This is a genomic window from Alcaligenes ammonioxydans (assembly GCF_019343455.1).
Lineage (GTDB): Bacteria > Pseudomonadota > Gammaproteobacteria > Burkholderiales > Burkholderiaceae_B > Alcaligenes > Alcaligenes ammonioxydans.
In genome coordinates, this window is record NZ_CP049362.1 from 94,997 (window position 1) to 109,389 (window position 14,393).

The following is a 14,393-nucleotide window of genomic DNA, read 5'->3' on the forward strand; positions in this document are numbered from 1 at the left end:
TATGACGATCCCGTTTTCTACGTCCGCACACCTCATCCAGTCCGAGGCCGAAGCGCTGCAGGCAGCTGAGCAGTTTGCACAATTCATTGCCCAACAGGCGCTGGAGCGCGACCGCGACCGCATTTTGCCGCATCAAGAGGTGGAGCAATTCAGTCAAGGTGGTTTGTGGGGCATTACGGTCCCCAAAGAATATGGGGGCGCGGGTGTTTCCACCGATGTGCTCACCCGGGTTGTGCAGCGCATTGCCCAGGCCGATGGCAACTTTGGCCATATCCCGCAAAACCACTATTACGCGCTGGAAGTGTTGCGCGTGGGGGCGACGCATGAGCAAAAAGCCTTTTTCTACGATCAGGTGCTGCAAGGCAAACGCTTTGGCAATGCACTGGCGGAGATCGGCAAGAAGGATTTTGTACGTCGCACGCAGTTGCTCAAAGCGCCGGATGGCTGGTTTGTGGATGGCCGCAAGTTCTATTGCACGGGCTCGCTGTTTGCACACTGGATTCCCACGCTGACGAGCTCGCCTGATGATGGCCGCCTGTATTTGGTTTTTGTGCCGCGTGAGGCTAAAGGCGTCACGCTGACAGACGACTGGGACGGCTTTGGTCAACGTGTCACGGGCAGTGGCTCGGTGGAGTTCACGCGTGTTCCCGTGCAGCCGCAATGGGTTGTACCGTTCACCGATTCCTTCGAGCGTCCCACCCCCATTGGTCCTTACGCCCAGATTATCCATGCAGCACTGGATTTGGGTATCGGCCAAGGGGCGTTCGAGGCCACCCTGCCCTTCATCCGTGCGCACAGTCGCCCCTGGATTGCCGCTGGCGTGGGCAGCGCCGCCCAGGACCCGTTGTTATTGCAGGAAGTGGGCAATGTGCATGTGCGTTTGCGGGCCGCGCAAGCGCTGCTGGCCCGCGCCGCCCGCTATGTGGATGCCGCCCAGCACGCCCCGGATGAGGACAGCGTGGCCCAGGCCTCCATTGCCGTTGCGCAGGCCAAGGCTTTGGCTACCAGCGCCAGCCTGCTGGCAGGCAGCAAGCTGTTTGAACTGGGGGGCACCAGCGCTACGCAAGCCCAGCATGGCCTCGATCGCTACTGGCGCAATGCACGCGTCCATACCCTGCATGACCCGGTGCGCTGGAAGTACCACGCCATTGGCAACTATGCCCTGAATGGCGTGCGTCCGCCGCGTCATGGGGCCTTGTGATGCCATTTTGCTTCGATATGGCCTGTTTTTTTAGGCCACGAGCCTTTCTCTTTTATCTGGATTTTGATTGATGACTATCTCGAAAATTTTGAAAAAACTGACGGCATTCAGCCTTGTCTCGACCGCCGTCTTGTTGAGTAGCACAGCGACCGCAGCTCCTTTGAAAATCGGTGTTGTGCCCGGCATTTTTGCGGACTCGGTGGTCGTTGCCGCTCAGGAGGCCAAGCAGCAGGGTGTGGATGTGCAGGTGATCGAATTTACCGATTGGGCTACGCCGAATGTGGCGCTGGATGCGGGCGATATTGATCTGAACTACTACCAGAACAGTAATTACCTGGCCAATGCGGTGCGCGACAAGGGCTTCAAGCTGGTCAGCGTGCAGCCGGGCATTTTGTCTTACCTGGGCCTGTATTCTCTCAAGCACGCCACGCTGGCCGATTTGCCCGATGGCGCAAAAGTGGCGATTGCCAGTGACGCCGTCAACGTAGGCCGTGGGTTGCGTCTGTTACAGCATGCAGGTTTGATCACGCTGCGCCCCGAGACCGGCTTGCTGGGCACGCCCGATGACATTGTTTCCAACCCCAAGAACCTGAAGTTTGTGGAAGTGGAAGGCCCGCAATTGGCACGTGCCACGCAGGACGTGGATCTGGCTCAAGGCTTTCCGTATTTCATCCTGGCCTCCAAAGCCTTTGATGCTACGAAAGCCTTGTCCTTGACCAGTTACGAGGACGACTCCTGGGCGATTCAGTTTGTGGCCCGTAGCGACAAGACGAAAGACCCGCGCATTGCCCAGTTCCTGGAGGTCTACAAAACATCGCCTGCGGTGCGCGAGGCAATCGATCAGTTCTACCAGGGCGAGAAAAAGCTGTATCGCCTGACCTGGTTGCCGCATTAAGCAAGGAGAATGCCCCATGACGCAGCCCAAGAAACACATCCATATCAACGCTTTCAACATGAATTGCGTCGGCCACATCCACCATGGTTTGTGGACGCATCCGCGTGATCAATCCACGCAGTATCACACTCTGAAGTACTGGACTGATCTGGCCAAAACGCTGGAAAAAGGCTTGTTCGACGGCATCTTTCTGGCGGATGTGGTCGGCTATTACGACGTTTACCAGCAAGGTGTGGACTTGACGCTGCGCGAGGGTATTCAACTACCGGTGAACAACCCCTGGCTGCTGGTCTCGGCCATGGCAGCCGTCACGCAACATATTGGCTTTGGTCTGACAGCGTCAGTGGCGGCTCATCACCCCTACACCTTCGCACGCGATGTCAGCACGCTGGATCAGCTAAGCAATGGCCGCATAGGCTGGAACATCGTGACGGGTTATGTGGATAGCGGGGCGCGGGGTTTGGGGCAGGATGGTCTGGATGCACACGACAGCCGTTACGACCGGGCCGAGGACTTTCTGCAATTGGCTTACAAACTGTGGGAAGGCAGCTGGGAAGATGGCGCGCTGATTGCCGACAAGCAGCGTCGTATCCATGCCCTACCCGAGAAAGTGCATACCGTGCATCACGAAGGGCCGTTTTATCGCAGCAATGCAATTCATATGAGCGCGCCCTCTCCTCAGCGCACGCCTCTGCTGTTCCAGGCAGGCACTTCGGCGCGGGGGCTGCAGTTTGCCGGGCAACATGCTGAAGGGGTTTTCATCGGTGCGCGGGACCCGGAAGCGGCCAGGGACTCGTCCCGCAAGCTGCGTCAGGCAGCGGTCAATGCGGGACGGCAAGCGCAGGACCTGAAGATTTATGCGGGTGTAGCGGTCGTTACGGGTGCTACGGAAGCCGAGGCTAAAGAGAAGTATGCCGACTATCTGGCCCATGCCAGTTCCGAGGGCGGCCTGGCGCATTTTGCGGCCAGTACCGGCGTGGACTTTGCCCAGTATGACCTGGATGAACCCATCAGCTTTGGCCCCAGCAACGCGATTCAATCCGCAGCGGCCGCAGCCCAGAAACAAGGCTGGACGACGCGCCGCAAGCTGCTGGAGCAATTCACGCTGGGTAGCCGCTACAAAACCATTGTGGGCGACCCGCAGCAAGTGGCGGATGCGCTAAGCACCTGGGTTGATGAAGGCGAGATCGACGGCTTCAATCTGACCCGCATCGTTGTGCCTGAAACCTGGGAAGACTTTGCCAGCTACATCGTGCCCGAGCTGCAAAACCGGGGCCGCTATCGCACGGCGTATGAAGGTGGAACCCTGCGCCAGCAATTGTTTGGACAAGGAGATCGGGTATCTGCCACGCACCCTGCCGCGCAGTGGCGGCATTTGGTGCCCGGTTCGACCCCGGAGGCGGGATCGGATGAGGCGGCTACCTCTGCCTTGCAGGCAAGTTGATTAGGGCGAGAAAGAGCCAGTATCTGCTGCGTTGAATCATTTTTTACGACCCCTTTTATAAGGTCAGGACCATGTTGTTTGCCCGTTTTTCTATTCGTGCCGTGTTTGCCTTGGCAGCTTTGAGCCTAGCGGGCCATGTGTCTGCTGCTGCATTGAAAATCGGCGTCACGCCCGGCTCTTTGGCCGATTCTGTTGCCGTGGCAGCCAAGGAGGCCAAGAAACAGGGCCTGGAGGTCGAGGTGATTGAGTTCACCGACTGGACCACGCCCAATACGGCCTTGGCCTCCGGGGATCTGGATTTGAATTACTTCCAGCATCAGGCTTTCCTGGACAATGCCGTCAAGGAAGGCGGCTATGCCATTGAAAGTGTGGCTTATGGTTTATTGCCCAATATTGGCTTGTATTCCAAGCAGTATTCGTCCTTGGATGCGCTGCCCGAAGGCGCTTCTGTTGGGGTGGCGAGTGATCCGGTGAATCAGGCGCGCGGCCTGCTGCTTTTGCAGACGGCTGGCCTGATTCAGCTGAAAGAGGGGGCAGCTGCGCGTGCCTCGATTCATGATGTGACGGCCAACCCCAGAAAGCTGCGCATTGTGGAAGTCGAAGGGCCGCAATTGGTGCGCGCAGCCGATGACCTGCCCTTGGTCCAAGGCTATCCAGCCCATTTTGTGAACGCCGGGCAGGCCGAGCTGGCCAGCAAGGCCTTGCAGTATTCCACGGTAGATGACCTGTACTACGCCATCCGCTTTGTCGCGCGGAGCGGCCATAGAGATGATCCGCGCATACGCCAGTTTGTGGATCTTTATCAACACTCTCCGGCTGTAGCCGCGCAGATTGACCGGTCTTTTGCGGGTGACAGGAAGCTGTATTCCTTGCCGTGGCAAACGGCCGGCCATGCCTCCATTACGCAGGCTCCTTGAGGGCTGAACATCATGATTACTGACACTGCCGTTTTTGCCTCGGATACTGCGCCAGCGTCGTCTTTTGCAAGAAAGGCGCAGGCAGCGCCTGACCGTGTGCGTGTTTCCGATCTGAGCACCTTGCGTGCCCGTTTCAGCGCCCTCTTTCAGCGCATTGCCGATACCGCTGCGGAGCGCGAGCATACCCGTACCTTGGCCTATGCGCCCATTCTGTGGCTGAAAGATAGCGGTTTTACGGCTCTGCGTGTACCGCCCCAATGGGGTGGCAGTGGGGTTTCCATCCCGGTGTTCTTTGAGCTGTTTCAGGAACTGGCCGCGGCGGATTCAAACGTCGCTCAAATTCTGCGGCCTCATTTTGGCTTCATCGATCGACTGTTGATTGATCGGGATGAGACTACGCAAGCGCAATGGCTGCCGCTGGCAGGCCAAGGAGCGATTTTTGGCAATGCCACCACCGAGACTGGCCTGGGTGCTGTCGGGCAACTGCACACCACGCTGGAACCTGATCCTGAGCAGGCCGGACAGTGGCGTTTGAATGGCCGCAAGTTCTATAGCACAGGCACCTTGTACGCAGATTGGGTCACGGTGGTGGCCCGCAGTACCGGGACGGAGCAGGAGGATGAAACGGTACATGCCGTGGTGGCCACCAATCAGGAAGGGGTGGAGCGTCTGGATGACTGGCATGGTTTTGGGCAAAGGCTGACGGGGTCCGGTACAACGGTACTGACCGATGTGCTCGTGCCCGAGAGCGCCATCATCCGTTTCCCGCATCAGGGACCCACCCCCTTGGTGGCCTATTTTCAGCTGGTGCATTTGGCGACCTTGGCGGGTATCGCCCAAGCCTTGCAGCGGGATGCGGTGGCTTATGTACAGGCGCGCAAACGTGTCTTTAGCCACGGCAGTGCGGCGTTGCCCAAGGATGATCCTTTGGTGCAGCATATCGTGGGCGAGCTGGCCAGCACGGCTTATATTGCCCAGCTGGCGGTGCGTGATGTGGCGGCTCATTTGCAGAATATTGCGGATCAGCGGCGGGCGGATGTGGCGGTTCCCCGCGAGACTTTGGATGCCCTGGAACTGCGAACGGCACAGGCGCAAGTGGCGGTGGTGGAGCCGGTTTTGCGGGCGGCCACGCGTCTATTCGACGTGGGTGGTTCCACGGCCCTGGAGGAATCCCGTCGTCTGGATAGACACTGGCGTAATGCGCGGGCTCTGGCCTCGCACAATCCGGTGATCTACAAGGCCCGTTCGGTGGGGGATATTTTGTTGAACGAGGCCGAGCCAGTGTATTACTGGCATGTGGGGACGAAGGAGAGTTGAGCCGATGCGGCCAGAGGCGGGGCCGCCTCTTGGAAACATAAAGGGCACGAATTAATCGTGCCCTTTATGTTGTCAGCTGTGAGCGCGCAGCCTTTCAGGGTAAATCAACGACAAAATAGTACGCTAAGCGCGTGATGAGGCTGGCACCCAGCGATAAAGCGTAGGAACGGATACGTCCAGGTTCTTGGCCACGTCCTTGAGTGGTACACCGCTGGCCAGCAGCTTCTTGGCTGACTTGATTTTGTTGTCGTTCATCTTGGGTTTGCGACCACCCTTGCGGCCAAGCTGCTTGGCGACTTCCAGCCCGGTACGGGTACGTTCGATTGTCAGTTCGCGCTCCATCTCGGCCAGGCTGGCCATGACGTGGAAGAAGGACCGACCAGACGGCGTGCTGGTGTCGATGGAGTCGGTGAGGCTTCTGAACTGGATACCTTGTGTGCGCAGTTCGTTGACCAGATCGACCAGTTGCTTGACTGAGTGGCCCAAGCGGTCCAGTTTCCAGACCACCAATGTGTCGCCCTCGCGCAGCATTTCGAGCGCTTTGACCAAGTTTGGACTATTTGCTCGTGTGCCACTTACCTTGTCTTCAAAGACCTTCTGGCACCCGGCCTGAATCAAAGCTTCGCATTGCAATTCAAGGTTCTGATCTTGCGTCGAGACGCGCGCATAGCCGATCAGCATGGCGTGTCGCCGTCTGCATCCTGACGAACGGCAAGTAACTGTTGAAGCAACTCCGGTAGTGCTGTCTGCACGGTGTCCCACACCACATCGAGGTTGACGTCGAAGTAGCCGTGGGCGATGCGGTTGCGCATACCGCGCATATTACGCCACGGTACTTGTTCGTGTGTCTGAGTGAATTCGATATAGCCATCGATTACCTTCGTAGCAGCCTCGCCAATAATGATAAGGCTCATGATGACGGCTTGCTGGGTTCGTTTGTCCTCAAGAAAATCTTCTCTGGTCAGGCCCTCTATGAAACCGCATGCATCGGCTGCAGCTTGCTGCATGTGGTCAAGGTAATCCGGAAGACGGTACTTGCTCATACCGGTTGCGCCTCTCCAAGCACTTTGGCCCGGAATTTAGGCGGCAGGTCGCCGGGCGTCAGCAAATCGACGTGAATACCAAGCAGCGATTCTAGCTCGTCTTGCAGGCCTCCCAGGTCGAACAGCGTCGCACCAGGCAGTGCGTCAACCAGCAAATCAATGTCGCTGCCATCCTGGTCGGTGCCATGTAGGATTGAGCCGAAGACGCGTGGATTCGCCGTGCGAAAGCGGCTTACGGCTTCACGCACTGCATCTCGGTTCATGTCGAGCACAACAGATGGTCGCATGGTCATCCCTTGTTATCAAAACTCATCAAAATGGTAAGTTATTGAGAATGGGATTTCAAGACCTGGTTTCTCAGATCGAAATTATTACGAGAGTTGAAACAACCTGGCCGCATTGCCATAAAACAGCTTGTCCAGAATCGCATCCTTGAAACCCAGCTGCTGGAAGTCTTCAATACTCTGGCGAATCGGGCGGAAGGTATAGGACGAACCAAACAGCAATTGCTCGGACAAGAAGCTATTGGCTGCCTGCACATAGCCCTCATTGCCTGGCTGGAAAATGTACATATCCGGCACCAGATGCACGTTCTCGTGCAGAAAGGCCAGGCCTATGGCCTGTTGCACATTGGGCCAATAGCCGTGATAGACCACCAAAGGCAGGTCCGGGAAGGCTTTGGCCACTTTGGCCAGACCAGCCGGGTCGTTGTAGCGTGGGTCTGGCGTGGTAGGGCCACTCATCAAAAAGACGGGCACGTTCAGGTGACGGGCCAACTCGTAAACCGGCCAGTAAATGGGATCATCAGGATGACGTGCCGGCACACCAAAACCCGGCTCGATATCAATGCCGGACAAGCCCAGCTCCTTGATGGCGCGTTCCGCCTCGGCCAGGGCCTCCTGCTCGCCTTGCAGAGCCGGGTCTATACCGGCAATGCCCAGCAATGCTTCGTGCCCATGCACGATCTGGTGAATGGTGTCGTTGGGCAACTGTTGTGATGGCGTGTGGCGGCCGACGACGACCGCTTTGCTCAGCCCGGCCTGGCGTACTTCTTCCAGAAATCCTTCCTGACTCAGCGATCTTTCAAAGTGGGTATCGCTGCCACGAGTGCCGACACGGCGATTCAGCCAACGCGCAGTGGCATGTTCCGGTGAGCCGGGTTCGGCTCCGAAAAACTTGTGCAGAAAGGCAGGTCGGCAGCGTAGATCGATTATTTTTTGGCTCATAATGCAGAAGAAAGTTGCTGGTTTTGAACGCCGCGCGCGTCAAAGGCGCCACCGGTCTGGGCACGATCACGGACGGTGACGGCACGCTTGCCTAGAAGGGGAAACACCAGCTCGGCAAAGCGGATGGACTCTTCCAGATGCGGATAGCCCGAGAGCACAAAGGAGTCCGCGCCCAGGTCCATGTATTCCTGCAAGCGCTGGGCCACGGTCTGGGCATCGCCTACCAGGGCGGTGCCTGCTCCGCCGCGTACCAGCCCTACGCCTGCCCACAGATTGGGCGAGACTTCCAGTTGATCGCGTCGGCCACCATGCAAGGCGGCCATGCGTTTCTGGCCTACCGAGTCCATGCTGGCGTAATTGGCCTGCGCCTTGGCAATGTCCTCGTCCGTCAATTTGCTGATCAGGCGATCCGCCTCGGCCCAGGCTTCCTCATTGGTTTCGCGCACGATTACGTGCAGGCGTACACCCAGCCTTACTGTGCGGCCACGGGCGGCGGCACGACGGCGGATGTCCTCAAATTTCTTGCCCACCGCAGCCGGGGGCTCGCCCCAGGTCAGGTAAGCATCGACGTGCTCGGCAGCCAGCTCGTGTGCGGCGTCCGAGGAGCCACCAAAGTACAAGGGCGGATAGGGTTTTTGCACGGGCGGGAAGAAGTTGCGGCCATTCTCCACCTTGAAGTGCTTGCCCTGAACATTCACGGTGTCGCCAGAGAGCAATTGACGCCAGATCGTCAGATATTCATTGGCGTATTCGTAGCGGGAATCATGGTTCAGAAATACGCCTTCGGCTGCCAGTTCGGTGGCATCGCCGCCAGGCACCACATTCAGCAGCAAACGGCCATGCAGGGCCTGGTCCAAGGACGCTGCCTGACGTGCGCTGGCGACTGGCGCGCCCAAAGAGGTGCGCAGGGCCACCAGCAGCTTGATGCGCTGGGTAACAGGAACCAGGCTGGCCGCCACCACCCAGGGGTCCAGGCAAGAGGCGCCGGTAGGAATCAGCAAGCCGTCGTAGCCCAGGTTCTCGCTGGTGACGGCAATGCTGCGCAGATATTCGTTGGTAGGCGCGCGGCCAAAGTCGGATTTGCCCAGATAACGGGTATCGCCCGAGGTGGGCAGGAACCAGAAAATATCGGGTGTGGTGGAGGTGATTTGGCTCATGCTGCCTGCGCCTCCAGAACAGAGTTTCGCAGCGGCAAACGCGTTTGAATACTGTGCAGTACCGGCACGGCCAGATCAACGGTGCGCTGGATGTGCTGTTGCAGGGCGGCGCTGGTGACTTCGCCGTCCTGAATCTCCTCGGGCGTGGCATAGACCCCGATGGGCAGGGTCAGCGCCTGGAAGAAGCTGAACAGGGGACGCAGCTGATGTTCGATGACCAGGGCATGGCGTTGGCTGCCGCCAGTGGCGGCCAGCAGTACAGGCGTGCCGTTCAGGGCATTCATGTCGACCAGATCGAACAGGTGCTTGAGCAGGCCCGGAATGCCCGCGCGAAAGATGGGCGAGCCCACGATCAGAAAGTCGGCCTGCTCAATGGCGGTGATGGCCTGATGCGCATGGGCGGGCAAGGCGTCGGTGGACAGGGCCGCGCCAAGTTCGGGCAGCAGGCTGACCAGCTCGATGTGTTGCACGTCCAGTGCCAGTTGGTCGTTCAGTGTGTCGCGCAGCGCATCCAGCAGCACTTGCGTGCGGGAGGGACGGTGCAGGCTCCCATTCACAATAACGGTTTTCAGAGGGCGGCTCATGGCAATTCCTTGCAGTGAAATCAGGACAAGGTGCCACCAGAAAACGGGGGCACCTGTGCGAGTCAATGTCTGGTATTACATGCCTGATCGTTGCTGCCACGAAAGACAATTCGCTCATGTGTTTATGGCTGACCTGCGCCCTTAGTCTTTTGATTTGCTTATGAAAATCAGTAGGCTTGAATGTGAAAAAATGTGCTGCCAAGTGGCATACCCTTGAACCGCGATGCAAACCTTATGAGGTATCAGGCAAAAGACGGGAGCACAGATTTTGAGCGGTGCGTTTGGGGTGCGGACAGACAGGTCTGATGCAGGAGTGCCAGAATTGGATAGTGGGCCATCTGCTTGTGCCAGAGTTGGATAGTTTGGCGGCAAATGAATTTTTAGAATAAAAACAGGCCAATCAGGAGGGATTGGCCCCCGACTGTGTGGCAAACACAGCGGTTTTTATTTCCAAGAGAGAGACAAACCATGACTCAACACAGCCCCCCGCCCTATATCGAAATCGAAAAGCGTATCGACAAGGTACGCGACGCATACGCTCTGGTTGAAGGCCACTTCGATACGTCTGAAGAAACCTCCCCCTGGATTCCTTTCGGCCCCAATATCTGGTTGCGTCATCTGAGCTTTGATATTCGCAACAACACCTCGGTGCACATTATGCGTGCCGACAAGGGTGGCTCCCTGGGTCGTCACCGTCACCGCGCCGTGGTGACCGGCTACATCCTGTCCGGCAGCCTGCGTTACGAGGAATACGATTGGGTGGCCCGTGCCGGTCATTACATCCACGAAAGCCCCGGTCGCACTCACACCCTGGTGTCGGACGAAGGCATGGAAACCCTATTTCACCTGGGCACGCCCATCGAGTTCCTGGACGAGAACGACAACATTCTGGAAATTATTGACGTGTTCTGGATGATCGATCACTACACCAGCTACTGTAAGAAGCACAATCTGCCCATCAACCAGTCCATGTTCATCTAAGACGGTTTGAGGCTTGTGTGCCGGGTCTGCCCCGTTTGATGGGGCAGCTCCTTGAAGCGCTGTTGATAGTAGGCAGAAAAGCGGCCCAGATGCCCAAAACCATGCGCCAGTGCGACATCGGTGACGTTGGGGCGGGGACGGGTTTTCAGAACCTGATGAGCGGCATCCAGTCGCACATTACGCACCCAGTTCATGGGAGATAGCTGATAGTGGCGACGGCACAGCAGATGCAGGAAGCGGGGACTCACACCTGCTGCCTGAGCCAGATCATCCAGTGAGATGTTGCTGTGCAAATGCGCCAGCACATAGTTCCTGGCCTGGAGTAGACGCATTTTCCCTGCCCGGGCTGCGGCTCCCATGGACTCATCCACCAGAACCTGGGCAGCCTGTTCATCGGCTGGATGACACAGCAGGAATAAGGCCAGGCTGCTTTCAATATGCTGCGTCCAGCTGGCTGAGCGGTCGCCGTTCTGCGCCGGGAGCAGAAGCAGGTGCTGGATGAGGTTGGCCCATTGCGGGCCCCTACAGGGGTCCAGCTTGTAGACACAGCCTCGGGTCATGCCCTCTTGTGCCAGAGTCTGATGCCCCACACCATCAAACAGGCTGTAGGGGATTTTCACGATCAACTGTTCGCAACCGGCTTGCCACAAGGTGCGCACATGATGGCGGGGGGAAACTACCGCAATATCACCCGGATAGGCAGTCAGCTTGTGATGCCCGTCGCTGATAAATTCGGCCGTGCCCTGCAATGCCATCTGCACCAGGCAGAAATCTCCAAAGGCGTCGGCCTGGATTTCCACTTCGGCGCCATAGCCCAGTTTCATTACGCTGATCTGATCAATATCACGCCGATACAGACGGGTGTTGATGCGCCCTCGGCCCCAGTTCAGGGCATGCCTGGAAATGGCTCGACTCAACGGTTGATGGGACAGCTCGGCGCTGTGTGAATGAAAGACTGGATGACGGTACAACACCGACAGATCCAGGCCATTTTCTGCCGGCATGGGGAACCCCTGTTCCAGAACGTAAGAAGGCGCGTGAACAGTGCCTAGTGTAGAAGTTGCCCGATTTGGCGGGCATGGGGGCTATCCCTTATCAGGGCAGATGGGTTTGGAAATATCCTTTATTTACAAAAGACTAACCTTTTTGGTTATTTGGTTTAAGTTTAAATAAAACTACTGGTTTCTCCATGAAGTTATCCAGGCTTGTAGGAGTCAGAGGAGGCTGCGCTTTGACCACTGCTCTTTCTGGCTCATGAAGGTGCTTTTAGCATTGTCATGGCGTGGGCATTCTCGTGCCGGCCTTTTTTTGCGACACTGGCTGACACAGCGTGATCTGGGGTGTTGTTTCATGCCATCCCTTCCATTTTGCTCATGACAAGCGGCTCTTGCGATTGTGCTGGCTCTGTCAGGCTGACTTGCACACCAATGTCTGCTGGTTTGGCGTAGTGCAGACTGCTGGTTACCAGAGCGTTCACGCCCGTTGCGGCATAGGCGGCGGCATTACCGGCATGAATCCCGCCCGCAGCCAGAATGGTGAGCGTAGGATGGGCCTTGCGCAATGCAGGTACGATTTGCATCAGGGTTTCGGGCGGTATCTTGTCGAACTGCACCACGTCCGCGCCCGCCTGGGCGGCGCTATAGGCTTCGCGCAGATCCGCCGCTTCGATCACGATTTTCTTCTCGCACAAGGCATATTTGTGGTGGGCAATCGCACGGCCGACTTCTTCCCAGCCGCCCATCAGTGCTCGATGCTGCGGGAAGATCAAAATAGTTTCCCCCAGGCCCAGACGATGCGGCATGGCCCCGCCCGACAGGGTGGCTTTCAAGGCCAGCTTGCGTACGCCGGGGGCATGTTTGCGGGTGGTCAGCACGGCTACCGAGGCATTGACTGTTTGCACGGCCTGCACGACTTGCTGGGTCAGGGTAGCGATGCCACAGGCAAACTCCAGCAGGTTCTGGCCGACTTTCCAGGCACGCAGCAGGGACTGAGCCGAGCCTTGGGCCAGCAGGACCGTCTGACCGGGCAAGGCTGCCACGCCGCTGGGGGTGTAGTGCTGGGTCTGCCCGCCGCAAGAGCGCACAATCTCGGCTACCTCCTCTGTGCCCGCCACGCGAATGTGCTCACGGACCACGTAACGCAGTGTGGTGTTCTGCTTGTGCAGGCCCAGCATATGGCTGGTCAGATCCAGGTAGGACGCATCCTCGCCAATCCATTGGTCGATTTGGCTTTGTTCAAAAAAAACCGTCATTGTTGATTCCCGTAGCGCCGCAGCGCCCAAAAGCAGGCTAATGCCGTCAGACCCAGTAAGCAGGACAGCGCATTGGCACAATCTGTGTTGCCATCCAGGACGGCGTTATAAATGGATAAAGTCAGGGTTTCGGTCCGGCCTGCGATATTGCCCCCCACCATCAGCGATATCCCGACTTCGCCTAGCGCCCTGCCACCGGACAGGATCAGGCCCGTGGCCAGGGCGGGTCGCAGCAAGGGCAGCTCCACCCGGAAGAAGTAGGACCAAGTGCCGTGGCCCAGTGTGGCCGCGGCTTCGCGTAGCCGTGGCGACAGGCTGTTCATGCTGTTTTGCACAGGTTTGACCATTAAAGGCAGCCCGGCGATAAATGCGGCAATCAACAAGGCCGCCGGCTGAAAAACAATATTGGGCGACCAGCCGGTGGCACTGGCCAGCCAGCCTTGCCTGCCCAAGGCAAGCAGCAGCAAATAGCCGATGACAATCGGCGGAAAAACCAGCGGCAGACTCACCAGCGAATCCAGTAATCCGTGGCCCGGGAAGCGTTTTCTGGCCAGAACCCAGGCCAGTGCCAGCCCTAGCACCAGCTGTGCCGCCAGGGTGGCGGCCAGCACAGACACACTCAGGCCCAGTGAGCTGCTGGAGCAGCTCATCCAGGCAGACATTACAGACCGTGACGCTCAAGAATGGATTTGGCCGTGCCCGAGCCCAGGAACTGGGTCCAGGATTGCAGCGCGGGGTTTGCAGGACGGTTCTTGAGTATGGCCAGGCTCAGATCGATCGGGTCGTGGCAGGAGGCTGGCAGGGGCAGGATGGTGCCCAGCTTGTCCTTGTGGGCCAGCGCCTCGCTGCGGTTGATGAAACCGGCATCCACTTCGCCGTTCAGCAAATAAGCCGACACTTGCGGCAGCATGGCGACTTCAAGGGTGCGTCCATCGGCGTGGACTTTTTCACGTTCCATGCAGGTGGTGGCGGCGCGGCCATAAACCGTTTTCTTGGCATCGCCAATCGCGATGCGTGCGTAGCTGGGCTGCTGTAAATCCTGGATGGAATCAATGGTCTTGCCCTTGGGCACGGCCAGCATCAGGGCGCCCTGGCTGATGTTCACGAACTGCTGGGCAATGCCCATGGGTTCCAGAAAAAAGCGGTCGCCAATGATGGCGGCAATGTCTGGATTTTGCTCGCTCTGGGCGCGAACCTGTTGCATATTGCCAAAGCTGCTCTCTACCGTCAGGCCGGTTTCTTTATGGAAGGCTTGAATCAGTTCGGTGACGGGTTTGCGATAGCCTGCGCCGGTGGCAATCAGCAGGTCGGAAGCGTGGGCCGTGGTGGTGATCGCCAGCAGACAAGCGGCGGAAAACAGCAAAGATTTCATCGAAT

16 protein-coding genes are annotated in these 14,393 nt (G+C 58.0%); 6 read left to right on the plus strand and 10 right to left on the minus strand.

Translation table 11 applies throughout. The annotated features are described in order from the left end of the window. The first annotated feature begins 1 nt into the window (after position 1). From FE795_RS00425 to FE795_RS00445, 5 genes are all read left to right on the plus strand, one after another. Positions 2-1,201, plus strand: coding sequence for an SfnB family sulfur acquisition oxidoreductase (locus tag FE795_RS00425; protein ID WP_131071130.1), 1,200 nt, complete (start codon positions 2-4; stop codon positions 1,199-1,201). Between the two features lie 70 nt (positions 1,202-1,271). After that, on the plus strand, positions 1,272-2,096 hold the full coding sequence (locus tag FE795_RS00430; RefSeq protein WP_131071131.1) for a MetQ/NlpA family ABC transporter substrate-binding protein: 825 nt from the start codon (positions 1,272-1,274) through the stop codon (positions 2,094-2,096). Positions 2,097-2,112: 16 nt separating this feature from the next. Further along, positions 2,113-3,540, plus strand: coding sequence for an LLM class flavin-dependent oxidoreductase (locus FE795_RS00435; RefSeq protein WP_219235410.1), 1,428 nt, complete (start codon positions 2,113-2,115; stop codon positions 3,538-3,540). 71 nt (positions 3,541-3,611) lie between these two features. Further along, entirely contained in the window at positions 3,612-4,457 is an 846-nt protein-coding gene (locus FE795_RS00440) for a MetQ/NlpA family ABC transporter substrate-binding protein (RefSeq protein ID WP_219235412.1), read from the plus strand. A 12-nt stretch (positions 4,458-4,469) separates the two neighbouring features. Next, the gene (locus FE795_RS00445; RefSeq protein ID WP_219235414.1) at positions 4,470-5,774 is read left to right on the plus strand and encodes an acyl-CoA dehydrogenase family protein; all 1,305 of its coding nucleotides are present in this window, start codon (positions 4,470-4,472) and stop codon (positions 5,772-5,774) included. A gap of 123 nt (positions 5,775-5,897) precedes the next feature. Here FE795_RS00445 and FE795_RS00450 read toward each other — a convergent pair whose 3' ends face one another. The 6 genes from FE795_RS00450 to msuE form a co-directional block, all read right to left on the minus strand. Then, positions 5,898-6,455 (minus strand): recombinase family protein, encoded by a 558-nt coding sequence (locus tag FE795_RS00450; protein ID WP_131071134.1) that lies wholly within the window; start codon positions 6,453-6,455, stop codon positions 5,898-5,900. Next, a complete protein-coding gene (locus FE795_RS00455) occupies positions 6,449-6,817 on the minus strand; it encodes a HepT-like ribonuclease domain-containing protein (RefSeq protein ID WP_131071135.1) in 369 nt (122 codons plus the stop codon). The genes FE795_RS00450 and FE795_RS00455 overlap by 7 nt, the downstream gene beginning before the upstream one ends. Beyond that, positions 6,814-7,104 carry a nucleotidyltransferase family protein gene (locus tag FE795_RS00460; protein WP_131071136.1) on the minus strand — a complete coding sequence of 97 codons (291 nt, stop codon included), beginning with the start codon at positions 7,102-7,104 and terminating at the stop codon, positions 6,814-6,816. Before FE795_RS00460 ends, FE795_RS00455 begins: the two co-directional genes overlap by 4 nt. Positions 7,105-7,188: 84 nt before the next feature. Further along, positions 7,189-8,043 carry an amidohydrolase family protein gene (locus FE795_RS00465; protein WP_131071137.1) on the minus strand — a complete coding sequence of 285 codons (855 nt, stop codon included), beginning with the start codon at positions 8,041-8,043 and terminating at the stop codon, positions 7,189-7,191. Next, positions 8,040-9,200: an FMNH2-dependent alkanesulfonate monooxygenase gene (gene ssuD / locus FE795_RS00470; RefSeq protein ID WP_219235416.1), complete on the minus strand. Its 1,161-nt coding sequence runs from the start codon at positions 9,198-9,200 to the stop codon at positions 8,040-8,042. Before ssuD ends, FE795_RS00465 begins: the two co-directional genes overlap by 4 nt. Continuing rightward, positions 9,197-9,784 carry an FMN reductase gene (gene msuE, locus FE795_RS00475; RefSeq protein ID WP_131071138.1) on the minus strand — a complete coding sequence of 196 codons (588 nt, stop codon included), beginning with the start codon at positions 9,782-9,784 and terminating at the stop codon, positions 9,197-9,199. The genes ssuD and msuE overlap by 4 nt, the downstream gene beginning before the upstream one ends. A gap of 468 nt (positions 9,785-10,252) precedes the next feature. On the opposite strand from msuE, the gene FE795_RS00480 reads away from it, so the two are divergent. Then, a complete protein-coding gene (locus FE795_RS00480; RefSeq protein WP_131071139.1) occupies positions 10,253-10,765 on the plus strand; it encodes a 2,4'-dihydroxyacetophenone dioxygenase family protein in 513 nt (170 codons plus the stop codon). Here the strand turns inward: FE795_RS00480 and FE795_RS00485 are convergent. From FE795_RS00485 to modA, 4 genes are all read right to left on the minus strand, one after another. Then, positions 10,762-11,769 (minus strand): AraC family transcriptional regulator, encoded by a 1,008-nt coding sequence (locus FE795_RS00485; RefSeq protein WP_003800588.1) that lies wholly within the window; start codon positions 11,767-11,769, stop codon positions 10,762-10,764. The two genes, FE795_RS00480 and FE795_RS00485, sit on opposite strands and share 4 nt — an antisense overlap. A 344-nt stretch (positions 11,770-12,113) precedes the next feature. Next, positions 12,114-13,016 carry a ModD protein gene (gene modD, locus FE795_RS00490; protein ID WP_219235418.1) on the minus strand — a complete coding sequence of 301 codons (903 nt, stop codon included), beginning with the start codon at positions 13,014-13,016 and terminating at the stop codon, positions 12,114-12,116. Continuing rightward, the gene (modB, locus tag FE795_RS00495; protein WP_039943154.1) at positions 13,013-13,666 is read right to left on the minus strand and encodes a molybdate ABC transporter permease subunit; all 654 of its coding nucleotides are present in this window, start codon (positions 13,664-13,666) and stop codon (positions 13,013-13,015) included. The genes modD and modB overlap by 4 nt, the downstream gene beginning before the upstream one ends. A gap of 11 nt (positions 13,667-13,677) precedes the next feature. Then, positions 13,678-14,388, minus strand: coding sequence for a molybdate ABC transporter substrate-binding protein (gene modA / locus FE795_RS00500; protein ID WP_219235420.1), 711 nt, complete (start codon positions 14,386-14,388; stop codon positions 13,678-13,680). Positions 14,389-14,393 lie beyond the last annotated feature (5 nt).